Here is a 24,625-nt window from a genome sequence, read left to right on the forward strand (position 1 = left end):
TGGCATTGTGCCAGCCGTTTTTTCTTTTAGCGCTCAATTGCGATTGCATTTTCAGGTTCTTTGAAAGGATTTTCCTTATCAATATGATCATAGAACATAACGCCGTTCAAATGATCGATCTCATGCTGAAACACAATAGCCGGAAATCCTTTTAAACGAATATCAATATTTTCGCCTTCTAGTGTTGTTCCTTTTACTCTGATGCGAGCATAGCGGGGAACATAACCGGGAATCGCTTCATCTACAGAGAGGCAGCCCTCGCCGCTTGTTAAGTAGCTTTTTTCAACTGAATGGCTGACGATTTTAGGATTAAACAGAGCATAGCTGTATAATTTACCGGAAGCATCTTCCGCATGAACGGCGATCATTCGTTTTTTGATATTAATTTGAGGAGCTGCGAGCCCTACGCCAGGGCGCAGCTTGTATTTTTCGGCTAATTCCGGATTTTGGCTGTTTTTAACAAATTCGATCATGTCGGCCAGCTGCTGTTTTTCTGCATCAGTTGGAGGCAGCTCAACAGGTTCGGCAGTCTCTCTGAGGGCTGGATGGCCGTCACGTACGATGTTTTCCATAGTAATCAAGAAACTTCACTCCTAAAGCTTAATATGTAAATTATATCGGATTTCTTCACAAAGGTGCAACGAAACGAATGACCAGCCGTATATGGCTGGTCAATTTCATGCTGTGTGGTTAGCAACAGCCTCCGCCTAAATAAGCAGCTCCGACAATGATTAACAGAATGAATAAAACAACGATTAGCGCAAAGGTGCGGCCGTAGCCATATCCGTAGCCACCATATCCGTAACCACCATAACTGCAGCAGCCTCCGCCGTAACCATATCCATACATATTACATAACCTCCTCTTTTAATTACGCCAGAGCCTTTATAAGTAGGCATAGCGTCTAATATAACCTATGTAAAAACAAAAAAGTTGTATGGTCATCTGTCCTGATTTTTCACTTTTTTGATTTAATTTCAGTATTGCATTAATACAGCACGACTATTGCCAAATGTCCCCATGGATTCTATAGTAGAAATTGTCAAGATTGGGGGATTTAACGTGAAAGACGCAATAAAACGGCGGCCTGGAATGAAGATCGGAGCTTTTTGTGCCATGGCACTGATATTAACAGGATGCATGGGACAGGACCCGGTTGATTCACTTCATCATTCATTAGAAAAAGCCGCGGAATCGGAAAAGCCGTTTCAAGAAGAACAAAAAACACTCAAAGAATTAGAGGCCAAAGAAAATCAGCTTTACGATAGTGTTATGAAGCTCAATATGGATGATTATAAAAAAATTGTTGCTTTATCTGATAAGGCGCTTGAAAATGTCAGCAAGCGCGAAGAACACCTAAAGCTTGAAAATGACAGCATGAAAAAATCGGAAACGGAATTTGAGGAAGCAAAAACGTCAGCGGAACATATTAAGGAAAAAGACATAAAAGAAAAGGCCGATGCCGCAGCAAACCATATGGAGAAAAGATATACATCATATGGCACTATGTATAAAGAGTATAAAAAAGCGCTTGAGCTTAATAAAAAACTGTATATGCAGCTGAAAGACAAAGATTTGACAAGAGATGATCTGGATCAGCAGATCGATAAAGTCAATGCTTCTTATGAAAAGATCCTTAAATATAGCGGAGAATTTAATGAACAAACCGAAAAATATAATAAAGCCCGGGAAGATTTATATGATGCTGCAGGCTATCGTGTGAAAAAGAGCTGATTCGATCAGCTCTTTTTTTGAATGAAATGCGATTCGGATTTCGTTCAAAATTTTCATTTCTATTGTAGTACAGCATAGTAAGGTATACTAGTACAGTTTTGGGTGCGGTTGGCATCTGTTTTTTTGTTGAAAATGTAAAGCGAATACATTTATTGAAAATCAGCGATGAAAACGATTGACGGTTCTTCTTTATTTGGTGTAAACTAATCCATGTTAAGCGGTGTTGTATTAGTTTTTTACAACTTCGAAATAATACAGTTCAAAGCAGAGTGTAACTATCCTACATAAAAGGTTTTGGCAAACTGGGGATCGGCTAAAATATAATACGACTTACTGCTGATACTTTAGGGTACCCTAAGTTTGTATGTATAAAAGGAATGCACGTCTAATGACTGTTTAAAAGAAAGGAAGAGGTGACTTAGTATGGCTGCAAAAACGAAAAAAGCTATCGTTGACAGTAAGAAGCAATTTGATGCCATTAAAAAGCAGTTCGAAACGTTCCAAATTTTAAATGAAAAGGGAGAAGTCGTGAATGAAGCGGCGATGCCTGATTTAACTGATGATCAATTAAAAGAGCTAATGCGCCGCATGGTATTTACGCGTGTGCTTGACCAACGCTCTATCTCATTAAACCGTCAAGGACGTCTCGGATTTTACGCTCCTACTGCGGGTCAAGAAGCTTCTCAGATTGCAACGCATTTCGCGCTTGAAAAAGAAGACTTTGTTCTTCCTGGATACCGTGATGTGCCTCAGTTAATTTGGCACGGCCTTCCATTATATCAAGCGTTTCTTTTCTCTCGCGGACATTTCAGAGGAAACCAAATGCCTGATGATGTGAATGCCCTTTCTCCACAAATCATTATCGGTGCTCAATACATTCAAACTGCCGGTGTTGCGCTAGGTCTTAAAAAACGCGGTAAGAAAGCTGTCGCAATCACTTACACTGGTGACGGCGGAGCTTCTCAAGGGGACTTCTACGAAGGAATTAACTTTGCCGGAGCTTATAAAGCACCTGCAATCTTCGTGGTGCAAAACAACCGTTACGCGATTTCAACTCCTGTTGAAAAACAATCTGCAGCTGAAACAATTGCACAAAAAGCTGTAGCTGCCGGTATTGTCGGCGTACAAGTAGACGGAATGGATCCGCTTGCTGTATACGCAGCAACTGCTGAAGCACGCGAGCGTGCAATCAACGGCGAAGGTCCAACACTAATTGAAACACTTACATTCCGTTATGGCCCGCACACAATGGCTGGTGACGATCCTACTAAATATCGTACAAAAGAAATCGAAAATGAGTGGGAACAAAAAGATCCGCTTGTACGTTTCCGTGCGTTCCTTGAAAACAAAGGCTTATGGTCTGAAGAAGAAGAAGCCAAAGTAATTGAGGATGCGAAAGAAGAAATTAAGCAAGCGATCAAAAAAGCTGATGCTGAACCGAAGCAAAAAGTAACTGATTTAATGAAAATCATGTACGAAAAAATGCCTCACAACCTTGAGGAGCAATTTGAAATTTATACACAGAAGGAGTCGAAGTAAGCCATGGCGCAAATGACAATGATTCAAGCAATCACGGATGCGTTACGCACAGAACTGAAAAATGACGAAAATGTCTTAGTTTTCGGAGAAGACGTTGGTGTAAACGGCGGCGTATTCCGTGCGACAGAAGGATTGCAAAAAGAATTCGGTGAAGACCGTGTGTTTGACACGCCACTTGCTGAATCTGGTATCGGCGGTCTTGCCCTTGGTTTAGGCTTAAACGGCTTCCGTCCGGTAATGGAAATCCAATTCTTCGGATTTGTTTATGAAGTAATGGATTCAGTTTCTGGCCAAATGGCTCGTATGCGCTACCGTTCTGGCGGACGCTGGACTTCACCTGTAACAATTCGTTCTCCATTCGGCGGCGGTGTTCATACTCCTGAACTTCACGCTGACAGCTTGGAAGGTCTTGTTGCACAACAGCCTGGTATCAAAGTTGTGATTCCATCAACTCCTTACGATGCCAAAGGACTTTTAATTTCTGCGATCAGAGATAATGATCCTGTTGTCTTCTTAGAACACATGAAGCTTTACCGTTCTTTCCGTCAGGAAGTTCCTGAAGAAGAATACACAATTGAGCTTGGAAAAGCTGACGTGAAACGTGAAGGTACTGATCTTTCAATCATCACTTACGGCGCAATGGTTCATGAATCATTAAAAGCTGCTGAGGAGCTTGAAAAAGACGGCATTTCTGCTGAAGTTGTCGACCTTCGTACAGTAAGCCCACTTGATATCGATACAATTATCGCTTCTGTAGAAAAAACAGGACGCGCGATTGTCGTTCAAGAGGCACAAAAACAAGCCGGTATTGCTGCAAACGTAGTAGCAGAAATTAATGACCGTGCGATCCTGAGCTTGGAAGCACCTGTACTTCGCGTTGCAGCGCCAGATACAGTATTTCCTTTCTCTCAAGCGGAGAGCGTATGGCTTCCAAACCATAAAGACGTTCTTGAAACAGCAAGAAAAGTACTTGAATTTTAATCAAACTGCATAATCGAGAGGGAAGATGAACGTTTTCCCTCTATTATATATCTGTTTTCAATGCTTACGATGTAAACTTTAAAATTGCTTAATCAAACTAGGAGGTCGAGAACTGTGGCATTTGAATTTAAACTTCCAGATATCGGGGAAGGTATCCACGAAGGCGAAATCGTAAAATGGTTTGTCAAGCCTAACGACGAGGTAGACGAAGATGATGTACTGGCTGAAGTCCAAAATGATAAAGCAGTAGTAGAAATTCCTTCACCTGTTAAAGGAAAAGTATTAGAATTAAAAGTTGAAGAGGGAACGGTTGCAACTGTTGGACAAACGATTATTACGTTTGATGCACCTGGTTACGAAGATCTTCAATTTAAAGGCAGCGACGAGTCTGACGATGCGAAAACTGAAGCACAAGTTCAGTCAACTGCAGAAGCTGGACAAGACGTTGCGAAAGAAGAGCAAGCTCAAGAGCCTGCAAAAGCTACTGGCGCAGGGCAGCAGGATCAAGCTGAAGTTGACCCGAACAAACGCGTGATCGCTATGCCTTCCGTACGTAAATATGCTCGTGAAAAAGGCGTAGACATCCGTAAGGTTACTGGTTCAGGCAACAACGGACGTGTTGTAAAAGAAGATATCGACAGCTTTGTAAACGGAGGAGCGCAAGAAGCTGCACCGCAAGAAACAGCTGCACCACAAGAAGCAGCTGCTAAACCGGCTGCTGCACCAGCTCCAGAGGGCGAATTCCCAGAAACACGCGAAAAAATGAGCGGTATCCGTAAAGCAATTGCAAAAGCGATGGTTAACTCTAAACACACTGCTCCTCACGTAACGTTAATGGACGAAGTGGACGTAACAAACCTTGTTGCACATCGTAAACAGTTCAAACAAGTTGCTGCTGATCAAGGAATCAAGCTGACTTACTTGCCTTACGTTGTAAAAGCTCTTACATCTGCACTGAAAAAATTCCCTGTTTTAAACACGTCAATTGACGATAAAACAGATGAAGTTATTCAAAAACATTACTTCAACATCGGTATCGCTGCTGACACTGAAAAAGGCTTGCTTGTACCGGTTGTGAAAAATGCAGATCGTAAATCTGTCTTTGAAATTTCTGATGAGATCAATGGCCTTGCAACAAAAGCTCGTGAAGGCAAGCTTGCTCCAGCTGAAATGAAAGGCGCATCTTGCACAATTACAAACATCGGTTCTGCCGGCGGACAATGGTTCACTCCGGTTATCAACCATCCAGAAGTTGCGATTCTTGGTATCGGACGCATTGCAGAAAAAGCGATTGTTCGTGATGGCGAAATCGTAGCAGCTCCAGTCTTAGCTCTTTCTCTCAGCTTCGACCACCGTATGATCGACGGAGCAACTGCGCAAAATGCATTAAATCACATCAAGCGTTTACTGAACGATCCACAATTAATTTTAATGGAGGCGTAATGTTATGGTAGTAGGAGATTTCCCTATTGAAACAGATACTCTTGTAATTGGTGCGGGACCTGGCGGCTATGTAGCTGCCATCCGCGCTGCACAGCTTGGACAAAAAGTAACAGTCGTTGAAAAGGCAACTCTTGGAGGCGTTTGTCTGAACGTTGGATGTATCCCTTCAAAAGCGCTGATCAATGCAGGTCACCGTTATGAGAATGCAAAACATTCTGATGACATGGGAATCACTGCTGAAAATGTAACAGTTGATTTCACAAAAGTTCAAGAATGGAAAGCTTCTGTTGTCAACAAGCTTACTGGCGGTGTAGCAGGTCTTCTTAAAGGCAACAAAGTAGATGTTGTAAAAGGTGAAGCTTACTTTGTAGACAGCAATTCAGTTCGTGTTATGGATGAGAACTCTGCTCAAACATACACGTTCAAAAATGCAATCATCGCTACTGGATCTCGTCCTATCGAATTGCCAAACTTCAAATATAGTGAGCGTGTCCTGAATTCAACTGGCGCTTTGGCTCTTAAAGAAATTCCTAAAAAGCTCGTTGTTATCGGCGGCGGATACATCGGAACTGAACTTGGAACTGCGTATGCTAACTTCGGTACTGAACTTGTTATTCTTGAAGGCGGAGATGAAATTCTTCCTGGCTTCGAAAAACAAATGAGTTCTCTCGTTACACGCAGACTGAAGAAAAAAGGCAACGTTGAAATCCATACAAACGCGATGGCTAAAGGCGTTGAAGAAAGACCAGACGGCGTAACAGTTACTTTCGAAGTAAAAGGCGAAGAAAAAACTGTTGATGCTGATTACGTATTGATTACAGTAGGACGCCGTCCAAACACTGATGAGCTTGGTCTTGAGCAAGTCGGTATCGAAATGACGGACCGCGGTATCGTGAAAACTGACAAACAGTGCCGCACAAACGTACCTAACATTTATGCAATCGGTGATATCATCGAAGGACCGCCGCTTGCTCATAAAGCATCTTACGAAGGTAAAATCGCTGCAGAAGCTATCGCTGGAGAGCCTGCAGAAATCGATTACCTTGGTATTCCTGCGGTTGTTTTCTCTGAGCCTGAACTTGCATCAGTTGGTTACACTGAAGCACAGGCGAAAGAAGAAGGTCTTGACATTGTTGCTGCTAAATTCCCATTTGCAGCAAACGGCCGCGCGCTTTCTCTTAACGAAACAGACGGCTTCATGAAGCTGATCACTCGTAAAGAGGACGGTCTTGTGATCGGTGCGCAAATCGCCGGAGCAAGTGCTTCTGATATGATTTCTGAATTAAGCTTAGCGATTGAAGGCGGCATGACTGCTGAAGATATCGCAATGACAATTCACGCTCACCCAACATTGGGCGAAATCACAATGGAAGCTGCTGAAGTGGCAATCGGAAGTCCGATTCACATCGTAAAATAATTTTCATATCAAAAACAGCCCCGCTTTGAGCGAGGGCTGTTTTTTTATTTTGACAGCACATGCTGTAATGGTTTAATGATGTCTTCTTTCTTTTTCACACATCCCTCGATTTTCACCACGACATGGCGCTGATCAACAACCATAAGGGTAGGGACAGTTTCAATCTCATCTTCCCAGCCTTCTTTTTTATCATAGACCTTCATTTTATCTATTTGCTCGGGATAATCTTTTTCTAAATCAAGCAGTGCATCGTAATAAGGCGCTTCCTGGTCTATTTGGTTCTCATCAGAAAAAAACAGGATTTGTGTATGATGAATGTTGTCAATCCGGCTTTTTTTCATCGGATTGATGGTGGAAAGCGTACAGCCCGATAAAGCAAATACTATTATCAGCATGGGGAATACCGCGCGATATCGCATCTATCTTCTCCTCTGTATAAACAGTAGTTAACTAGCTTTAGTTTATCACGAGAGGCGGCTTAATCTGCTTCTTGTTACCTAATTGTTATATAATTGAAACCGTTTTTAAAGTGAGATTACATATTATATCAATCGTTTAAAATAGCAACCTGGGGTATATTGAATTTTTTGCTGCATTCTTGGATGAAAGTTCAAGAAAACGTGCAATTACATTATGTGCTGTGGCATATATATCGAGTAAAGCTTCTGTATGAAGAAGATATTGTATGATGGAAAATGGAAAAACAAGGTGAATATGATGAGATGAAATAAAATGTGTTATACAGTTTGTTGTTGACATTTTAAATGTGACATATTAATATAATAACAACAAAAGAAATTAAGCGTTTTCAAATTTCAAAGAAATGGGGAATAAGAGATGGGTACGATTGTTTGCCAAGATTGCAACGAAGCCATTCATTACTTTGAAGATGAGAAAGTGACAACATTATACGGAACATGCTGCGGACAATGTCAATGTCCTGTTGATGAAGAGTAAAAAAAAGCATGCGGCTTAAAGCCGCATGCTTTTTATTTTTTATTGAATTGCTTTTTGTTCTTTGATGACTCGGATCATATGTAAAGTCGAGTCCTCAGGTCCTTGAACAGGGAGGCCTGCGTCAAGGTTTTTAAAAATGTAGCTGATGTTTTCTTCTGTAATAATTTCTCCTGGGATGAAGATTGGAATACCAGGCGGATATACCATGACAAATTCAGCAATAATCCGTCCGGATGCTTCTTTTAATGGGATGACTTCCGTATTTGCATAGAAAGCATCACGCGGAGTCATTGCCAATAAAGGTATTTCTGGAAGCAGAACCTCAGTTTGCTGATGTGTTACATCTTGTTCTGACATTTGCTGTGCGATCTCAGTTAAAGCCTCTACAAGCCGGTCTGCATCATTTTGGCTGTCACCAGGAGTGAAAATACACAAAATATTGTACAAATCAGAAAGCTCAACCTCAATATTAAAGGATTCACGAAGCCATTTTTCCACGTCATGTCCTGTCAGGCCAAGACTTTTCACAGAGATAATCAATTTTGTCGGATCATAGCTGTAAGCTGCTTTCGACCCAAGAATCTCAGAACCGACACAATAAATGCCTTCAATCTGGTTGAGGCGATCTCTCGTCTGATTGGCAAGCTTTAGTGTTTCCTCAGCAAGCTGGTGGCCTTCTGTTGCAAGGCGTTTTCTGGCAACATCCAAAGAAGCAAGAAGCAAGTAAGAAGTTGACGTAGTTGTCAGCATGCTCAGTATTGATTGCACTCTGTCTTTTGATACAAGGCCCTCTCTCATGTTTAAAATCGAACTTTGCGTGAGTGATCCGCCCAGCTTGTGTACACTTGTCGCTGCTATGTCCGCTCCTGCCTGCATAGCCGATAGCGGCAATTCGTCGTGAAAATGAATGTGAACGCCGTGTGCTTCATCGACAAGCACTGGCACATCAAACGAATGAGCGAGTTCTACGATGCTTTTTAAGTCGGCTGCAACACCGAAATATGTCGGGTTGATGACGAGAAGCCCTTTTGCATCCGGATGTTCGGTAAGCGCCCGTTTAGCAGATTCAAGTGTAATGCCGTGGGAGATGCCCAATTCATTGTCAATTTCAGGATGAATAAAAATTGGAACCGCTCCGGAAAATACAATAGCTGTCATAATTGATTTATGAACATTTCTTGGAATAATAATTTTATCACCAGGTCCGCAAACAGCCATTACCATTGTCATAATGGCGCCGCTTGTTCCTTGAACAGAAAAAAATGTATGATCCGCTCCAAATGCTTCAGCAGCCAGATCTTGTGCTTGTTTAATAATGCCTTTTGGCGCGTGCAGATCGTCTAATGGTTCAATATTAATTAAATCTATGCTTAACGCGTTTTCACCGATAAATTGTCTGAATTCTGGGTCCATTCCTGCCCCTTTTTTATGGCCGGGAATGTGGAATTGAACAGGCTGTCTGCTTGCATGCTTTTTCAGTCCTGTGTATAAGGGTGTTTCATGTTGCGACAATTGTTTTCCCACCTTTGTAATCATACCTATGCATAATAGTGTGTATTAAAATCAGTTTCTCAACCGTTTTTTAGACGTAAAACAAATGAATTATATTATGAACTTGAAAGAATGTAAAGAACAATTTATGATCAAATGAAGATGCTTTCTCTTAAGGGAAGTAAATCTACAAGGAGTGAAGAAAATGGAGTATCAATATCCGATGAATGAAGATTGGACAACCGAAGAAGCAGTGGATGTGATTGCATTTTTCCAGCAGGTTGAGCTTGCATATGAAAAAGGGGCGGATCGTGAAGAACTGCTTAAAGCTTACCGCCGTTTCAAGGAAATTGTACCGGGGAAGGCCGAGGAAAAAAAGCTATGCGGCGAGTTTGAGGAACAAAGTACATATTCTCCTTATCGCACGGTCAAACAGGCGAGAGAATCTGATATCGCGAAGATTAAGATGTAAGAAAAAGAGCCGGGGGATATCCCGGCTCTTTTTTATGCTTGTGATACTTTTTGGGTGAGACGGTACAGAAAAGCAAGCTGCTTAAAGGCATCGTCGATACGCTGAAGGAATTCCTGGTTATTCATATTCAGCACTTCTTCTTTTTGGAGCTGGATGCCGCATAACAGCTCAGCTTTCTTTACAGTCTGCAAACGCTCAAACAGTGTCTTCAGCTGTTCCTTGTCCATTTCAGACTGTTTATGTACTCCCGGTTTTGTGTGATCTGCAGACCAAACGAAGCTGTCAGGGATATTTTTCGTAATGGTTTCTTGGTTCATTTCAAGCAATTTGCCGTATTCTTCTTTGATAGGGGATTCATAAATAATCGCAAACCACACAAAGACATGGCTTTCCCATAAACCAATTTGGAAATGCGGCAGTTTTTTATAGCCTCTTTTGCTGTTTGCGAACGCCACCCAGCTGTCAGCAGGGGGATTGACGGATCTTCTTGCATGCTTTGCCACATGCGGAAACATTTCATCTCCGGTTAAAGCTGATAAAGTTGGGGCAAAATGTTCGCCTAGAGCTGTAAGCTTCGGACGGACCGTCTCTTTTAATACTTCCATGCGCGCGTCTAAGCCTTCTATTGTAAATGTGTTAAAGTCCTCTTCAGTGAAACGCATTTGTGTCATGATTTTCCTCCTTCATGCTAAGTATACATATTTTATCACAGTTCATACGAGCTTCAAAAAGATTGAGTGCGTTTGAAGTAAGGTGAAATGTGGTAATAAACGAATAGGTAAACACACAATTTTCAGAATCATGTTGCGCGTAAATAGAACAATCATACGATATAAGAAGTAATCATTGTTGAATGGCAAAATGGGATGCTTTTTTACAAACAAATGATCTCTGGAAGGGGCGAAAGACAATGAGGCAAGTTGTAAAAGAGGGATTTAAGGAAGAGAAAAACAATCGTGTTGCTGTCTGGAGACTAGAGGTTGATTATGAATTGGCAACCCTATATGAAGCAATGCAGAAAGAAAATGAAGAGCAGATTGAACAAAGCAAAAACAAACTTGAGCGACTTAGAAAAGAATGGATTCGTCTTAACGGGTAAAAAAGCGATAGTGAAAACGAACCGCATGAATGGTTCGTTTTTACGTGAGAAGGGATATTTTTCATTTTCCTTGCTTTTTCATTGTCGTTATCAGTATCCTATAAAATAAAAGGTCTACATAGAAGAGAGGTACGAACGAATGACAAATTGGACGGAAATTGATGAGATTGCAAAGAAATGGATAAGAGAAGCAGGCGCGAGAATTAAACAATCCATGCATGAAAGCCTGACAATTGAAACGAAATCAAATCCGAATGATTTAGTCACCAATATTGACAAAGAAACCGAAAAGTTTTTCATTGATCGAATTCAAGAAACATTTCCGGGACATCGGATACTCGGTGAAGAGGGGCAAGGAGACAAAATCCACTCACTTGAGGGAGTCGTATGGATTATTGATCCGATTGATGGGACGATGAATTTTGTGCACCAGCAAAGAAATTTTGCGATTTCCATTGGGATTTTTGAAAACGGTGAAGGGAAAATCGGCTTAATTTATGATGTGGTGCACGATGAGCTGTATCACGCATTTAGCGGCAGAGGGGCTTATATGGATGAAACGAAGCTGGCTCCTTTAAAAGAAACCGTCATTGAAGAAGCGATTCTTGCCATTAATGCAACATGGGTAACGGAAAACAGAAGAATTGATCAAAGTGTGTTAGCGCCACTTGTGAAAAGAGTCAGAGGCACACGCTCATACGGTTCTGCCGCTTTAGAGCTGGCAAATGTCGCGGCAGGAAGAATAGATGCTTACATCACGATGCGCCTTGCGCCATGGGACTACGCAGCCGGCTGTGTGCTGTTAAATGAAGTAGGAGGCATCTATACGACCATTGAAGGAGAGCCGTTTACCTTTTTAGAAAACCACAGTGTGCTAGCCGGAAACCCATCTATACATAAAACGATATTTGAAGAGTATCTTCATGCTGGGAAGTAGGCCATTTGAGCAGGATGATCTCAGCTTGTTAGAAAAGCTCGCGGAGGCTCATCCTGTATGGAAAGAGGAGGAGTTTGGAGATAAAGATGCACAAGACTATATCATCTCCTATTCCATGTACAACGGGGCATGGCTTGTATGGGAAAAAGACGGTCTGCCTGTTGCCGTCAGCTACCATCTCGAGTGGTCTCCTTCAAACGGTAAGCCGTGGCTCGGAACGGTCCTGATTGACCCGGCTGAAGAAAAAAAGGGACATGCGAAGATGATCATTGAACAGATCAGCAAATTGCTTAGAGCCAAACACAAAGCGATGTTTGCGGGAGTTCCCATTGAGCGCAGTGAATGGATACTGTTTTTAAGCCAATGCGGCTTTGAACAGCTGAAAACGGAAAAAGATGAGAAAGGCAAATCATTTATGATCTTGGTGAAGCCTTTAGCAGAAGCTGCCGTATGATAACGGCAGCTTATTTGCTGCATGCGGGTTCAATAAAAAGCCTCTCAAACATTGAGAGGCTTCTGATGATTTGAAAATTATTTTTTTACCGCATGAATATAATGAATCGTTTCAAACGCTGACAAATTGTCTTTTCGATTACTAAAGAAAAGGTCATTGATGTCGTCTGGTGATAGATGTTCATAGATCAGTAAACCAGATGACTCTAACAGATGTTCAATTTCTTGATAAGTGAAACATGATTTCATCGGTTCCCCGCTTGCGGCAGCCATCTTCACCATATGTTCAACTCGATTCGACGTCCCTTTTGCTGTAAAAAGTGTTTCGTCCGCATAATCAAAAACAATAGAGCTTCCAGGCGGGACATGAGAAAATAAATTGCTTATCAAGCTTGCATTTTCTTCCTGTGTTACATAATAAGACACTCCGAGAAGGCTGAAGAATGTTTTTGTGTTCTTAAATCCTTCATCTAAAAGAGGATCATATGAAAACGTTTTGGTGAAATCCATAGGAACAAAATGAAGATGACCCGGAATTGTCAGATTTGCATCCTTCAGCTTATTTTTTTTGAATTGCTGTGTAGCCGGATGGTCAACCTCGAAAACCTGTAAGCTGTTTTCTAATTCTGGATGCCGAAAGCAGAAAGTATCCAGCCCCGCTCCAAGAATGACATACTGTTTTGCTCCCAGCATTAATTCGTTGTGCAAGACTTTTTCACAATAAGAAGCACGTGCTAGGGGCGTGGGAGACAGCTGGATTTGTGCAACCCATTTTAATATTTTTTCAGGATCATTTTGAAGACGTTCGGCGATCTCTTTGTTGAAAAACGATATTCCTTGAATCATATTTTTACTGATGTCGATAAACTCTTTTTCGTTAATGAGATCTTTTGCGATAAAATCATCAAAAATAAGAGGTGTGTCATATCGGCTGTGATATGCACGGGCAAAAGCTGAAATTAGAGACGTTAAGCTGGACTCATTTTTCCTCATGAAATGATCCTCCACAAAAAATAAGATTCCCCTGGCCAGGAGAATCTTATTATACATACAAATATATTAATAGTAAATTTTAGCATAAATAAATTTTTTTGTCAATGTTTTTGCTCATAACTGGACGCGCGATCCTTCACATAGCCACGTGACCTGTAGCAGAATTCGTCTATCAATAATGTGGACTGAATCATTAGCTTTTATAAAATGCGCACTTGCGGCTGCATCCCTCTTTTTGCAAATCAGAAGCGGTTGCTGTCTCATGACAGCATCTTTTCGTTGTCTCTGCTGAAGAGAGAAATCAAGATATGTAACAAAAAAGCCTGAGGGATCTCAGGCTTTTCCTAATATTACAATCCAACAGCATTCCAGGCTGCTTCAACTTTAGCGGCATCAGTTGAGCCGTAGAGGTCACGGGCAGACTGAATGAGAGCTGCCTTGGCATCTTTGAACGTGGAAGAAGGCGTGAGGTACGTTGTTAACGCACGGTAATAGATTTGCTGTGATTTAGATACACCAAGTTTTGTGATGGTGTTGTAAGCGGCTTTGTTTGGAATTCCGCTGTTTGTGTGTACACCGCCATAATCGCCTTCATCTGTGTTTGGAAGGTTTCTGTAATTGGCGTAATTGTCAGGCTGGTTGTATTTTGTAGGGTTGGACAGGCTGCGAAGAGCAGGCTGGCTGACCGTAATGTCTTCACCGATGTCCCAGTCTTCTGTATCGTTAAAATACCCGAATACGTCAGAGAAAGACTCGTTTAATGCACCTGGCTGATTTTCATAAATCAAGTTGGCTGTTTCTTGGGTGACGCCATGTGTCATTTCATGCGCTGTCACATCTAATGAGCCGGAAAGCGGAGAGAAGAATGAACCGTCGCCATCACCGTAAATCATCTGGTCTCCTGTCCATGCAGCGTTATTGTATTGAGTGCCGTAGTGAACGGAAGAAACGATTTTACTGCCTCTGTTATCATAGCTGTTTCGTTTAAAGTTTGAATAAAAATAATCGTACACTTTACCGAGGTTATAGTGTGCGTCAACGGCTGCCCGCTGTGATGAAGATGTAAATGTTTTCGTTGTGCTTGAGACAAGCGTGCCCGGAAGGCGGCTTTGTCTGTTTTGCAAATCATATGTGATGATTTGGGTGCCTGTTGGTTTTGAAAGATCTCTTAGAACATATTTTCCGCCTTCATAAGAGATGTTCAAAGGAACAGTTGCGCCCTTTAGAGTTGTTCCGCTTCCAGTGGCGGCGGCATGTTCTACTTTATTTTGCTGTTTTAAAATGCTGCCTGTTTCAGCGTCAACTAAGACTTCCCAGTTTGCAGGTTCAGGCTCGACATAGCGAATCGTCACGTCGTAAGCAAGACGATAGCTGCCGTCCTTTGTTTCTATCGCTTTCAATTCGGCTTTATTGCTGTTTTTGGCCGCTCCGTTAGAAACAGCGTCTGGTGATTTGCCGATAGCTTTGAAAGCGAGTGCCAGAGCTTTTTCAGAAGAGACTTTTTGGCTGTTATCTGTTTTTGCAGCAGATTGATTGTGTAATTCACCATTGACCGCATAGACATTATCGGATTTATCGACGTGAACGATCACTTGCGAATCTTTAATTGGCACTCCGTTAACGACAGGCGCATATCGAAAGTGCTTGTATCCAAGGGCATCAGTCGTGCTTTCAACAAGCTTCAGCCTTTTGGAAGGGTCACCTTTAAAAATGTTGCTGTTCTTTTTCAAAAACTGCTTGACAGCCTTGTCATTTGGTGCAGAGAGTTCTGATTGCGCAATCGCGTTTTTGGAGAGGAAATTTGTTTGATTCTCTTTAAGCTGATGACCTTCAGCAGCCTGAACACCAGGAAGGCTGATTGATAAACTCATAAACGAAGCAGCGACAGCAACAGACAATTTCTTACCTAAACCCACAATAAATCCCCCTTTTTGAAAATACTGAAAACTTTATATTGTTATATTAAACTAGCATTCTGGAATACTCAACAAAAACTAACATAACTAGACAAAATTGATAGTATTGTCCTGTGTTTGTTTTTGTTGAATAATATCAAGATGAGTCAAGTGTCATGTGACGGTTCACTCAAGAGTTATGTTTTTTACATATCAAGGGGAAGATGAGATATTTTTGTTTCAACTTGAAACTTTTTGAAAAGTCCGCTGTCTAACCGAATGAGGCCTTAATAAGAAGTAAAGGATTGTTGTTCGTGTTGGAGTTATTCAGTCATTATGTATTGCATTTCGAACGTTATTTTATATTAAGCAGACAAAGCACCCTGCTGATTCAATGGTCAATTGTTGTTCTGGCGGGCTTATATCTTTTGGTGCATCATCCCAAAATAAACCTGCAGCGCACAATGTTCTTGGCGGGTGTTATGTTGCGGATTGTGCTGCTGGCGGGAGTGTCTGTTGAACTTATTCACCAGGTGCAATCAACAAACTTCACCAGCGCTTACTTAAGAGAGGACGGAAAAGAACTGTTGCCGCTGCTGCATTTTTTGTTATACGGATATGTGCTGCTGACGGCTTTTCACTATATGTTGATGCCGCGTGATCATGGCGGAAAGGGTAAGTTTTATACGTTCGACCTTGCCGTTGTCAGTTTGCCAATCGTACAAATGATATTCAGTTTCTTTACGTATTGGAAGGAAAATCCGGATGGAGTCGAGCCAGTTGCATTCGTGTTTCTGTTTTTCATTATTACTCTTTCTATTGTGTTGAATGTTGTGTTTTTCAAGCTGTATTGGAGAACAAATAAGATTTTACTAGGCTTATTTTATACGCTGATTATCGGACTGCTTGTCTTGCTGCTTGCGCCATATCCCAATCAAATCTCAAAAGATTATGGTGCAGTAATGCCATATACGATTTATTTGGCAATGGCGGGATTTTTGATGAGCTATCATCTGTTCCAAAAGTCAGGAAAGGTTTATGTGCGTGTGAATAAGTGGGTGACGATGGCTGTCATGGTGTTTTTTGTCCTGCTGTTAAATCCGATATATAACATAGGAACGGCTGCTTTCGCTGTATCAAAACCGATAAATGTCCATGATTCATTCAATTATGTCGGGGAGCACATTTCATCAGAAAAAGCGGAACAGATACTAAAGTCATTTTTTCCTACGGATGAAACACTTTATTTGCACGATACAAACATGGATGTGCATTATTTCTACTCATTTGAAAGCAAGAGTTATAAAGCTGAGGTAGATGAAGTATCGCAGCTGATTCGTAATTATGAATACTTACAAAAAGCGCATGGGAAAAAGCTAACGAATCAGGAGTACAAGCGAAAGTCCATCGCTTTCCTTGAGCGACACGGACGTGTGTTACATAAGGATCATATCGAAACAAAGGTATCTCAAGAAGACGGCCAGACAGTCGTACGTATTTACCTGAAAAATCAACTTCATAAAAAAGATCATGCTGATGATGGCGCGGTATTTTATTGGGAAAAGGAAACCTTAATGGGGTTTAGTGAAGATCCTTCGATTTATCAGCTTGACTCTCTTCTGCATGTTCATATAACAGAACAAAACATTCACGACAAAGTGGAACAAATGTTTACAGCGCTGAACATATCAAAACAGCCTTATCAGATCACTGATATTGAAAGCGACAGCCTGCTCGGAAGCATGGTGAGAGTTGAAACAAAAGATGGAATTGTATTGGAGTTTGATGGAGAATCCGGTAGTTTACACAGTCTCTCGATTCCAATGAAAAAGGAAATTTCACTGACTAACAGCCGGCTGCAGCGGCAGGTATTAACGGTCTTCGATGCTGATGTATCAGAAATGAAGAAAAAAAGCAGTCAGAGTGACATGGTGATGTATACTGATTCTTCTAAAACATATGAGTTTTTTGAAGATCAAGGTCAGCTAAACGTTTATGTATACAGCGATACACCTGATCAGTCATTCCCCTATACGTATCGTAATGGAACATTGGCTTACGAAAAGGTAGCTTCTCTATATCAGGATGTTATTTACAAAAAGCGTATGCGTCCGATTATCGTTCAAAGAGAGGATGAACGGCATTATGCATGGCTGATCATTATTCAGCCGTTTGGTTCAAATCGCCATGATGCCTATGTAGTGGATGGAGAAACACAAGAGGTGAAAAGTCTTTATGAATCATAAAGAAAAAGAATCTGTTTTTGTAGACTTATACGACCTGTATAAAGAAGGAGAGCTAGAGGATGAATCAATGGAATGGATGAAACAGCATGAATCCCTATTTCAAAAGAATGCGGAAGACTTAAAGAGTAAAACTTGTTTAAAGAGAAGTCCCGGTGCTGAAGAAGAAAGCCAAATCAGATATATGAAAGTATACCTGTCTTCCATGTATATCTGTTTCATTTTATTGGCCATTTGGATGACGGTGTGGTTTTACTTTTAATGAAGCATAGGGATTCCATTGAGGACTTGTATCGGCAGTATTATCAAGAAATTTTAAATTATTTATTCAGAAGGACTCATCATCTTGAAACAGCCAAGGACTTAGCGCAGGACACGTTTGTGAAAGCTCTTAACGGTCTGGCTTCGTTTAGGGGGCATTCTTCCATCAGAACATGGCTCTACACCATTGCGCATCATACCTTTATCAATTGGTACCGCAGGGATGTCAAATACCAATTTACTGATATCAGCAAAAATGAAGGGGTAACGCAAACAACTTATGAGCAGCCTGAACAGTATCTGTCACGGACGGTGAAAAGCGAAACACTGCGGCAGGAGCTCCTGAAGTTAAAAGATCAGCATCAATCCGTTTTGATTTTAAGAGAATTCCAAGAGCTTTCTTATGAAGAAATCGCTGAGATATTAGGATGGAGTCTTTCTAAGGTGAAAACCACATTGCACCGGGCTAGATTAGAACTTAAGAAAAACATGACGAAAAGTAGAGAGGAGGAGCGGATATGACCTGCTTTCTAGTAAGAGACCTGCTTCCTCTGTATCTTGAAGGTGATTGTAAAAGAGAAACGGAACACGTTATAGAAGAGCATTTAAAAATGTGCAGCAGCTGCAGAGACATGTATGACACGATGGCTGAGCCATTTGAATTGGAAAGCGAACAGGCCGTTGAGGAGGCTTATCTGCCGGAAGAAGAACTGCGTTTTAAACAGAGGTACTATGGATTACTTATCATGAAAGCTGCCTGCTGGTTTGGAGCGGCGGTTGCCATGATGCTGATCATCAAATTGCTGATATAAAAAAAGCGCTTGTCCGATTCCGGCAAGCGCTTTTTCACATTAAGCCTGGGGATGAATCATATCGTAAATAGCGGAAAGCTGTTCTTGTGACATGGCACTGAAGAGTTTTTCATAAACGTCAGCTTGCAGTGGCGTTGCACCTGCTTGTAGCGCTGCGTCTTTATCATAGCTGTACACATCATCTTGTAGCACAATGGCTGCTTGAAGAATGTGAATCTTGAGAGAAACAGCGGAGAAAAATTGTTCAAGTGCAAGTGCTTCTTTTTCTGTGAAGCCAAGTTCAACTGCTTTTTCTGTATCAAATTTGTAATTTCCATCCTCGAGATACACACATTGTGAAACAATGCTGAAAAATTCTGATGTCGATTCCCAGAGTGTAGCAATTACCTGAGCCTCTTCTTTTGTCATTCCTAACTCGACAGCTTTTTCGCTGTCAAAATAATATACACCGTCTTGTTCGTATATACATTGATTTAATATATCAATGAATGTATTGAGATCTTCGTTAGTGCTCGCCTGATGCTGGAGTTGAACAGCAGTGTTATCAACCAGTGTTTTTGCGCTGGCTGCATCAGGACCGAACGTTAATAGAGCAGCTGATGTCATTGCGGCAGTCGTTAACATAGCTTTTTTTACAAATGTTTTCTTCATGTTTCTTCTCTCCCTTTTATGAATTGTGCTACAAATTCCATTATAGGGAGTAGTTTCCGGTGGAGGAATAGGCGCTATGGTATTTTATGTGTATCGTTGCCGAACTACTTTTTGAAGGCTGCACGTGTGATCGTTAGAACGATTGTCTATGTATGAAGGCTGTTTTGCATCTTCCTGACTAAGAAACAGGGGAGATAAGGCTTAAGAAATGAAAAACACCGCTTTCTTTGCGGTGTTTTTTGATTACAATGTCGCCGGCGGGGCAATGCTTTTAATCAAGCAAGCCTTGTTCGCGCATTTTCTTTTTTAATGTAAATCCGCCGCCCATGACAGCGCAAACAAGTACAATGCTGGCGATAATGCCTGCAGGGCTTTTTTCAGCGATAAAGACGCCGATCAGCATAATGCTGAAAACCGCTGCAAATGCAAATAATAGTAAAAGCCAATTCATTTTTTTCATAAATTCCATCCCCTTTTACGTCTTATATTAAGTTTACAGAAAAACGTGACGCTTTTAAAGAGGATGTGTGATATAATATGAAAGTTATCTAATTTTTTTAGGAGATGAAAAAGTGAAACTTCGAAATGATCTTCGCAACATCGCGATTATTGCCCACGTTGACCATGGGAAAACGACTCTAGTCGATCAGCTTTTACATCAGGCTGGTACGTTCCGTGCCAACGAACAGGTTGCTGAACGCGCAATGGACTCTAATGATCTTGAACGCGAACGCGGCATTACAATATTGGCGAAAAATACTGCGATTAACTATAAAGATACACGTATCAATATTTTGGACACCCCTGGACACGCAGACTTTGGGGGAGAAGTAGAACGGATTATGAAAATGGTTGACGGCGTAGTGCTTGTCGTTGACGCATATGAAGGCTGTATGCCTCAAACTCGTTTTGTTCTGAAAAAAGCTCTTGAGCAAAACCTGAACCCTGTTGTTGTTGTAAACAAAATTGACCGTGACTTTGCTCGTCCAGAGGAAGTTATCGATGAAGTTCTGGATCTGTTCATTGAGCTTGATGCTAATGAAGAGCAGCTCGAGTTCCCAGTGGTATATGCTTCCGCGATTAATGGAACAGCGAGTCTTGATCCGAAACAACAGGATGAAAACATGGAAGCTTTATATGAAACCATTATTAAGCATGTCCCGGCACCTGTTGATAATGCAGAGGAGCCGCTTCAATTCCAAGTTGCCCTTCTTGACTACAACGACTATGTAGGCCGTATCGGAATCGGACGCGTATTCCGCGGCACAATGAAAGTCGGACAGCAGGTTTCTCTTATGAAGCTTGACGGAACGGCAAAGTCATTCCGTGTTACAAAGATTTTTGGTTTCCAAGGCTTAAAGCGTGTGGAAATTGAAGAAGCAAAAGCGGGAGACCTCGTTGCGGTTTCCGGGATGGAAGATATCAACGTTGGTGAAACGGTATGTCCTGTAGACCATCAAGATCCGCTTCCGGTGCTTCGCATTGATGAGCCGACACTTCAAATGACATTTGTCGTGAATAACAGTCCGTTTGCAGGCCGTGAAGGCAAATATGTAACGGCCCGCAAAATCGAAGAGCGTCTTCAATCACAGCTTCAGACGGATGTGAGCTTGCGTGTTGAGCCGACAGCTTCTCCTGATGCTTGGGTTGTTTCAGGACGCGGTGAACTGCACTTGTCAATTTTAATTGAAAATATGCGTCGTGAGGGCTATGAGCTTCAAGTGTCAAAACCTGAAGTTATTATCAAAGAAATCGACGGCGTACGCTGTGAGCCTGTTGAACGTGTGCAAATTGATGTTCCTGAAGAGCATACTGGCTCTGTCATGGAATCAATGGGTGCCCGCAAAGGCGAAATGGTTGATATGATCAACAACGGAAACGGCCAAGTCCGTCTCATCTTTACAGTTCCTTCCCGCGGATTGATCGGTTACTCTACAGAATTCCTATCATTAACACGCGGATTCGGTATTTTGAACCATACGTTTGACAGCTACCAGCCGATGCAGGCAGGCCAAGTCGGCGGACGCCGTCAAGGTGTACTTGTGTCAATGGAAAACGGAAAAGCAACATCATACGGTATTCAAGGAATTGAAGACCGCGGTGTCATCTTCGTTGAGCCGGGGACTGAAGTATACGAAGGAATGATCGTTGGAGAGCATAACCGTGACAATGACCTTGTTGTTAACGTCAGCAAAATGAAACAGCAAACAAACGTCCGTTCTGCGACAAAGGATCAGACAACTACAATTAAAAAAGCGCGCATCATGTCTCTTGAGGAGTCTCTAGAGTACTTAAACGAAGATGAATATTGTGAAGTAACGCCTGAATCCATCCGTTTAAGAAAGAAGATCCTCAATAAGAACGAACGTGAAAAAGCAGCTAAAAAGAAAAAAACAGCAGGATTGTCTTAATCTCGTGCAGAATTTGAAAAGATAGAACCCGTACGTTTACAGGGGAGGGAATCTTTTTGAATGACGTAAGCGAACGTCTGTCGTTCTTCGCCGCTCTATATCAAGTAGACCGGCAGCCTGCGGCAGGCATGTGGCTGCTGTACGGCACGATTTTTGTGTTGGCCGTTATTGTATTTAAGCTTGGATTTGCTAAACGGCTTCCTGTATTAAAATCTGCAGTGGTGTATGTATTTTTGGCGTTGGGCTGCACTGTTTTGACTTTTTTAGGGGTGTTTTTGCCCGTGGCAGAAGGATTGGTCGTCGCTGCGCTGATTTTAATCATTTACAAAATCCGGCTGTATCAGTCGAAAAAAGGACAGTCTGCAAAATCATAAAAGACTCAGCTGAAAGCTGAGTCTTTTTTTGTGTTCTGTATGGTTAAGCGGCCGCTTTATTTTTTGACTTTTTCTTTTTTCTGCTGTCCCGGGTGAAAAGTAAATTTTCCCGTTTTCAGCCGTTCCTCTGTTTTTTTGGCAATCCGATCGTGGCAGTCTTGGCACATATATGTATGGATCGGGCGGTTTCGAAGCCGTTTCGCGATCAGGGTATCATCATCAATTGTTTCAATTTTATCGCAAATAGAACATTTGACCCTCATCATATCACCTCTTTCACTAACATGTATTATAGCACGGATCAGAAGCTGTCCAAAATAAGAAAAAGCTAAAGCGCAAGGCTATAGCTTAGTCATTGTTGTTCTTTTTCATATGATGATCAGATTGATCGTTTTGCTCCTTCTCCATTTCCTGCTGCTGTTTTCTATTTAATTGGTCATTTTGCTGCTTTGTTTGCGGTTCGTCTTCATTGTCAATCACATCGTTAGGCACTTCGGGAAGCACTCGGCCGACAATTGCAGCTAATTCATCCAGTATGCCTGTTACCGGACGGCCCTCGCTGATTTCTCTGCTCATTTCGCGAAGGCGGCTGACCGTATCGGGATCAGCAATGACTACTGCGTTGGCGCCATATCGATCATTCTTTAGCGCCTGAGCTACAGAATATTTAATGGTTTCCACTTTGCTTCTGTCCAAAGTATCATCGACATCAATCCCAACAACAGCATAGCCTCCCAGCACAACGGCTGTTGCATCCTTGACGTCGGGGTTTTTTTCAGCAACGCTGACAAGATGCTTGGCAATATCCGTTCTTGTTCCATTGTCTTTTGTTTCTTGAGTTGTGTCCTTTACGTGAATCGGTTTAGTCTCCTGCTGTCTTGTTGATTCTTTTTCAACATTCTGGCCCTGTTTTCCTTGTTGATAGGCACAAGCGGACAGGATAAGTGTCAGCTGTATGATAATGAAAAGAATTCGCACTTGCGGGTTCCCTCCTTAAAATGCTTTCATTAATTTTATTGTTGAATTAACCTTCTATCTTTATGCACAAAAACATATATTTTAGCAGGCATTCATCTTTTTCATCAAAAGAGAAGCAGGAAGAACTTTGACCCTTATATCAGGAGGCTGAGACTTGAGTAAAATTTATGTGTTAGATACGAATGTGTTATTACAGGATCCTAACGCGATATTTTCTTTTGAAGAAAATGAGGTTGTCATCCCTGCTGTCGTTTTAGAAGAGGTTGACTCAAAAAAACGGTATATGGACGAAGTTGGGAGGAATGCAAGGCACGTATCTAAGCTAATCGATGCGCTAAGACAAAAGGGCAGGCTGCATGAGCATGTACCGCTTGACACCGGCGGCACACTGAGAATTGAACTGAATCATCGTTCGTTTCACCAGCTGCAAGAGATCTTTATTGAAAAGACGAACGATAATCGCATATTAGCCGTTGCGAAAAACTTGAGCCTCGAGGAAGAAACCAAGGAAAATGGCAGGCCGGTTATCCTCGTCAGTAAGGATGTACTGGTCAGGGTTAAAGCCGACGCAATCGGACTGCTTGCTGAAGATTTCTTGAATGACCGGGTTGTGGACAATGATGAAATGTACAGCGGCTATAAGGATTTATATATCAGCCAGCAGCTGTTCAGCTCTTTTTACGGGAAAAATCAAATTTCAGTAAACGATGTGAAACAGCATGCGTTTTATCCGAATCAGTTTGCTTTAATGAAGGATGAGCTAGGAGGATCCTCCTCGGCAGTCGGAATTGCAGACAAAACCGGAACGGTATTAAAAAGACTCGTATTTGATGATGAACATATATGGGGAATCAGGCCCAAAAATGTACAGCAGACAATGGCATTAGAGCTTTTGCTGCGGGAAGATATTCCGCTTGTCACCCTGATCGGAAAAGCTGGAACCGGCAAAACGCTCTTAGCTTTGGCGGCAGGGCTATTACAGACAGAAGACTTGGGAATATACAAAAAGCTGGTCGTCGCAAGGCCGATTGTTCCTGTTGGCAAGGACATCGGATATTTGCCAGGCGAAAAAGAGGAAAAGCTAAAGCCTTGGATGCAGCCGATTTTTGACAACTTAGAGTTTCTGTTTAATGCGAAAAAACCAGGGGAGCTTGATGCTATTTTGGCGGGAATTGGCTCAATTCAGGTAGAGGCGCTGACTTATATCAGAGGGAGAAGCATTCCAGATCAATTTATTATCATTGATGAAGCGCAAAATTTGACCAGGCATGAGGTGAAAACTTTGCTGACGAGAGTCGGTGAAGGCAGTAAAATTGTCTTAATGGGTGACCCTGAACAAATTGATCACCCATATTTAGACAGTCTGAATAATGGTTTGGCCTATGTGGTTGAGCGGTTTAAAGGACAACCCATCTCAGGCAGCGTGAAGCTGTTAAAAGGTGAGAGATCAGGTCTCGCCCAGCTCGCAGCTGATTTGCTGTAAC

Annotated in this window: 28 protein-coding genes; 17 read left to right on the forward strand and 11 right to left on the reverse strand. The window is 41.8% G+C overall.

Translation table 11 applies throughout. From position 1 onward, the window contains the following. Window positions 1-26: 26 nt before the first annotated feature. Together def and FB592_RS08585 are read right to left on the reverse strand one after the other, a co-directional pair. Window positions 27-581: a peptide deformylase gene (gene def, locus FB592_RS08580; protein WP_003245474.1), complete on the reverse strand. Its 555-nt coding sequence runs from the start codon at window positions 579-581 to the stop codon at window positions 27-29. A gap of 109 nt (window positions 582-690) precedes the next feature. Next, on the reverse strand, window positions 691-849 hold the full coding sequence (locus FB592_RS08585; protein WP_014476697.1) for a YjcZ family sporulation protein: 159 nt from the start codon (window positions 847-849) through the stop codon (window positions 691-693). A gap of 213 nt (window positions 850-1,062) precedes the next feature. Here FB592_RS08585 and FB592_RS08590 point away from each other — a divergent pair, with 213 nt between their 5' ends. From FB592_RS08590 to lpdA, 5 genes are all read left to right on the forward strand, one after another. Beyond that, a complete protein-coding gene (locus FB592_RS08590; protein WP_021479365.1) occupies window positions 1,063-1,734 on the forward strand; it encodes a YkyA family protein in 672 nt (223 codons plus the stop codon). A 423-nt stretch (window positions 1,735-2,157) separates the two neighbouring features. Further along, entirely contained in the window at window positions 2,158-3,273 is a 1,116-nt protein-coding gene (pdhA, locus tag FB592_RS08595) for a pyruvate dehydrogenase (acetyl-transferring) E1 component subunit alpha (protein WP_003222294.1), read from the forward strand. A 3-nt stretch (window positions 3,274-3,276) separates the two neighbouring features. Next, complete coding sequence (gene pdhB, locus FB592_RS08600; RefSeq protein ID WP_014113660.1) at window positions 3,277-4,254, forward strand: pyruvate dehydrogenase complex E1 component subunit beta; 978 nt, start codon at window positions 3,277-3,279, stop codon at window positions 4,252-4,254. 114 nt (window positions 4,255-4,368) lie between these two features. Further along, window positions 4,369-5,697 carry a pyruvate dehydrogenase complex dihydrolipoyllysine-residue acetyltransferase gene (pdhC, locus tag FB592_RS08605; RefSeq protein ID WP_103803449.1) on the forward strand — a complete coding sequence of 443 codons (1,329 nt, stop codon included), beginning with the start codon at window positions 4,369-4,371 and terminating at the stop codon, window positions 5,695-5,697. 4 nt (window positions 5,698-5,701) lie between these two features. Next, entirely contained in the window at window positions 5,702-7,114 is a 1,413-nt protein-coding gene (gene lpdA / locus FB592_RS08610; protein WP_003232309.1) for a dihydrolipoyl dehydrogenase, read from the forward strand. A gap of 44 nt (window positions 7,115-7,158) precedes the next feature. Here lpdA and slp read toward each other — a convergent pair whose 3' ends face one another. After that, window positions 7,159-7,533 (reverse strand): peptidoglycan-associated lipoprotein Slp, encoded by a 375-nt coding sequence (gene slp / locus FB592_RS08615; RefSeq protein WP_003245672.1) that lies wholly within the window; start codon window positions 7,531-7,533, stop codon window positions 7,159-7,161. A 418-nt stretch (window positions 7,534-7,951) separates the two neighbouring features. On the opposite strand from slp, the gene FB592_RS08620 reads away from it, so the two are divergent. After that, window positions 7,952-8,071, forward strand: a complete 120-nt coding sequence (locus FB592_RS08620; RefSeq protein ID WP_003232305.1) for a GapA-binding peptide SR1P — start codon at window positions 7,952-7,954, stop codon at window positions 8,069-8,071. Window positions 8,072-8,110: 39 nt separating this feature from the next. Here FB592_RS08620 and speA read toward each other — a convergent pair whose 3' ends face one another. Next, complete coding sequence (gene speA / locus FB592_RS08625) at window positions 8,111-9,583, reverse strand: arginine decarboxylase (RefSeq protein WP_014479695.1); 1,473 nt, start codon at window positions 9,581-9,583, stop codon at window positions 8,111-8,113. Between the two features lie 184 nt (window positions 9,584-9,767). Between speA and FB592_RS08630 the strand changes: the two genes are divergently transcribed. Further along, on the forward strand, window positions 9,768-10,034 hold the full coding sequence (locus tag FB592_RS08630; RefSeq protein WP_014479696.1) for a UPF0223 family protein: 267 nt from the start codon (window positions 9,768-9,770) through the stop codon (window positions 10,032-10,034). A 32-nt stretch (window positions 10,035-10,066) separates the two neighbouring features. Here FB592_RS08630 and FB592_RS08635 read toward each other — a convergent pair whose 3' ends face one another. Next, entirely contained in the window at window positions 10,067-10,705 is a 639-nt protein-coding gene (locus tag FB592_RS08635) for a YktB family protein (protein WP_014479697.1), read from the reverse strand. Between the two features lie 239 nt (window positions 10,706-10,944). Here FB592_RS08635 and FB592_RS08640 point away from each other — a divergent pair, with 239 nt between their 5' ends. The 3 genes from FB592_RS08640 (at window position 10,945) to FB592_RS08650 (ending at window position 12,524) form a co-directional block, all read left to right on the forward strand. Continuing rightward, window positions 10,945-11,133, forward strand: a complete 189-nt coding sequence (locus FB592_RS08640) for a hypothetical protein (protein ID WP_009967148.1) — start codon at window positions 10,945-10,947, stop codon at window positions 11,131-11,133. 139 nt (window positions 11,134-11,272) lie between these two features. Beyond that, on the forward strand, window positions 11,273-12,070 hold the full coding sequence (suhB, locus tag FB592_RS08645; protein ID WP_032725627.1) for an inositol-1-monophosphatase: 798 nt from the start codon (window positions 11,273-11,275) through the stop codon (window positions 12,068-12,070). A gap of 25 nt (window positions 12,071-12,095) precedes the next feature. After that, window positions 12,096-12,524, forward strand: a complete 429-nt coding sequence (locus FB592_RS08650) for a GNAT family protein (RefSeq protein WP_076457950.1) — start codon at window positions 12,096-12,098, stop codon at window positions 12,522-12,524. A 77-nt stretch (window positions 12,525-12,601) separates the two neighbouring features. Here the strand turns inward: FB592_RS08650 and FB592_RS08655 are convergent, their stop codons facing one another. Further along, a complete protein-coding gene (locus tag FB592_RS08655) occupies window positions 12,602-13,516 on the reverse strand; it encodes a class I SAM-dependent methyltransferase (protein WP_049139907.1) in 915 nt (304 codons plus the stop codon). A 350-nt stretch (window positions 13,517-13,866) separates the two neighbouring features. Next, window positions 13,867-15,432, reverse strand: coding sequence for a neutral metalloprotease NprE (gene nprE, locus FB592_RS08660; protein ID WP_014479700.1), 1,566 nt, complete (start codon window positions 15,430-15,432; stop codon window positions 13,867-13,869). A gap of 284 nt (window positions 15,433-15,716) precedes the next feature. Between nprE and FB592_RS08665 the strand changes: the two genes are divergently transcribed. From FB592_RS08665 to ylaD, 4 genes are read left to right on the forward strand one after another with little or no spacing between them, the layout of a single operon-like run. After that, window positions 15,717-17,657, forward strand: a complete 1,941-nt coding sequence (locus FB592_RS08665) for a hypothetical protein (RefSeq protein WP_103803450.1) — start codon at window positions 15,717-15,719, stop codon at window positions 17,655-17,657. Next, window positions 17,647-17,916: a hypothetical protein gene (locus FB592_RS08670; RefSeq protein WP_003232287.1), complete on the forward strand. Its 270-nt coding sequence runs from the start codon at window positions 17,647-17,649 to the stop codon at window positions 17,914-17,916. The genes FB592_RS08665 and FB592_RS08670 overlap by 11 nt, the downstream gene beginning before the upstream one ends. Next, the gene (gene ylaC, locus FB592_RS08675; protein ID WP_032725760.1) at window positions 17,916-18,437 is read left to right on the forward strand and encodes an RNA polymerase sigma factor YlaC; all 522 of its coding nucleotides are present in this window, start codon (window positions 17,916-17,918) and stop codon (window positions 18,435-18,437) included. The genes FB592_RS08670 and ylaC overlap by 1 nt, the downstream gene beginning before the upstream one ends. Next, the gene (ylaD, locus tag FB592_RS08680) at window positions 18,434-18,727 is read left to right on the forward strand and encodes an anti-YlaC sigma factor ylaD (RefSeq protein ID WP_003232283.1); all 294 of its coding nucleotides are present in this window, start codon (window positions 18,434-18,436) and stop codon (window positions 18,725-18,727) included. Before ylaC ends, ylaD begins: the two co-directional genes overlap by 4 nt. A gap of 39 nt (window positions 18,728-18,766) precedes the next feature. Here the strand turns inward: ylaD and FB592_RS08685 are convergent, their stop codons facing one another. Next, window positions 18,767-19,378 (reverse strand): hypothetical protein, encoded by a 612-nt coding sequence (locus FB592_RS08685; RefSeq protein WP_049139912.1) that lies wholly within the window; start codon window positions 19,376-19,378, stop codon window positions 18,767-18,769. Between the two features lie 271 nt (window positions 19,379-19,649). Further along, window positions 19,650-19,838, reverse strand: a complete 189-nt coding sequence (locus FB592_RS08690; RefSeq protein WP_003245500.1) for a YlaF family protein — start codon at window positions 19,836-19,838, stop codon at window positions 19,650-19,652. Window positions 19,839-19,950: 112 nt separating this feature from the next. Here FB592_RS08690 and typA point away from each other — a divergent pair, with 112 nt between their 5' ends. After that, window positions 19,951-21,789: a translational GTPase TypA gene (gene typA / locus FB592_RS08695; RefSeq protein ID WP_003232278.1), complete on the forward strand. Its 1,839-nt coding sequence runs from the start codon at window positions 19,951-19,953 to the stop codon at window positions 21,787-21,789. 56 nt (window positions 21,790-21,845) lie between these two features. Then, the gene (locus FB592_RS08700) at window positions 21,846-22,163 is read left to right on the forward strand and encodes a YlaH-like family protein (RefSeq protein WP_003232274.1); all 318 of its coding nucleotides are present in this window, start codon (window positions 21,846-21,848) and stop codon (window positions 22,161-22,163) included. Window positions 22,164-22,219: 56 nt separating this feature from the next. Here FB592_RS08700 and FB592_RS08705 read toward each other — a convergent pair whose 3' ends face one another. Next, a complete protein-coding gene (locus FB592_RS08705) occupies window positions 22,220-22,429 on the reverse strand; it encodes a YlaI family protein (RefSeq protein ID WP_080351412.1) in 210 nt (69 codons plus the stop codon). 82 nt (window positions 22,430-22,511) lie between these two features. Then, a complete protein-coding gene (locus FB592_RS08710; RefSeq protein ID WP_021479356.1) occupies window positions 22,512-23,141 on the reverse strand; it encodes a YhcN/YlaJ family sporulation lipoprotein in 630 nt (209 codons plus the stop codon). A 154-nt stretch (window positions 23,142-23,295) separates the two neighbouring features. On the opposite strand from FB592_RS08710, the gene FB592_RS08715 reads away from it, so the two are divergent. Continuing rightward, the gene (locus FB592_RS08715) at window positions 23,296-24,624 is read left to right on the forward strand and encodes a PhoH family protein (RefSeq protein ID WP_003245272.1); all 1,329 of its coding nucleotides are present in this window, start codon (window positions 23,296-23,298) and stop codon (window positions 24,622-24,624) included. Window position 24,625 lies beyond the last annotated feature (1 nt).

The sequence above is a fragment of the Bacillus sp. SJZ110 genome (assembly GCF_006715455.1).
GTDB classification, from domain to species: Bacteria; Bacillota; Bacilli; order Bacillales; family Bacillaceae; genus Bacillus; species Bacillus subtilis.

What these genes read in the sequence shown, in the direction of transcription:
- suhB (WP_032725627.1), top strand. Translation starts at nt 11,273, where the DNA reads ATGACAAATTGGACGGAAATTGATGAGATTGCAAAGAAATGGATAAGA.
- ylaD (WP_003232283.1), top strand. Translation starts at nt 18,434, where the DNA reads ATGACCTGCTTTCTAGTAAGAGACCTGCTTCCTCTGTATCTTGAAGGT.
- FB592_RS08635 (WP_014479697.1), bottom strand. Translation starts at nt 10,705, where the DNA reads ATGACACAAATGCGTTTCACTGAAGAGGACTTTAACACATTTACAATA.
- FB592_RS08620 (WP_003232305.1), top strand. Translation starts at nt 7,952, where the DNA reads ATGGGTACGATTGTTTGCCAAGATTGCAACGAAGCCATTCATTACTTT.
- FB592_RS08585 (WP_014476697.1), bottom strand. Translation starts at nt 849, where the DNA reads ATGTATGGATATGGTTACGGCGGAGGCTGCTGCAGTTATGGTGGTTAC.
- FB592_RS08640 (WP_009967148.1), top strand. Translation starts at nt 10,945, where the DNA reads ATGAGGCAAGTTGTAAAAGAGGGATTTAAGGAAGAGAAAAACAATCGT.
- pdhA (WP_003222294.1), top strand. Translation starts at nt 2,158, where the DNA reads ATGGCTGCAAAAACGAAAAAAGCTATCGTTGACAGTAAGAAGCAATTT.
- FB592_RS08655 (WP_049139907.1), bottom strand. Translation starts at nt 13,516, where the DNA reads ATGAGGAAAAATGAGTCCAGCTTAACGTCTCTAATTTCAGCTTTTGCC.
- pdhB (WP_014113660.1), top strand. Translation starts at nt 3,277, where the DNA reads ATGGCGCAAATGACAATGATTCAAGCAATCACGGATGCGTTACGCACA.
- FB592_RS08670 (WP_003232287.1), top strand. Translation starts at nt 17,647, where the DNA reads ATGAATCATAAAGAAAAAGAATCTGTTTTTGTAGACTTATACGACCTG.
- FB592_RS08690 (WP_003245500.1), bottom strand. Translation starts at nt 19,838, where the DNA reads ATGAAAAAAATGAATTGGCTTTTACTATTATTTGCATTTGCAGCGGTT.
- FB592_RS08685 (WP_049139912.1), bottom strand. Translation starts at nt 19,378, where the DNA reads ATGAAGAAAACATTTGTAAAAAAAGCTATGTTAACGACTGCCGCAATG.
- ylaC (WP_032725760.1), top strand. Translation starts at nt 17,916, where the DNA reads ATGAAGCATAGGGATTCCATTGAGGACTTGTATCGGCAGTATTATCAA.
- FB592_RS08705 (WP_080351412.1), bottom strand. Translation starts at nt 22,429, where the DNA reads ATGATGAGGGTCAAATGTTCTATTTGCGATAAAATTGAAACAATTGAT.
- lpdA (WP_003232309.1), top strand. Translation starts at nt 5,702, where the DNA reads ATGGTAGTAGGAGATTTCCCTATTGAAACAGATACTCTTGTAATTGGT.
- FB592_RS08630 (WP_014479696.1), top strand. Translation starts at nt 9,768, where the DNA reads ATGGAGTATCAATATCCGATGAATGAAGATTGGACAACCGAAGAAGCA.
- slp (WP_003245672.1), bottom strand. Translation starts at nt 7,533, where the DNA reads ATGCGATATCGCGCGGTATTCCCCATGCTGATAATAGTATTTGCTTTA.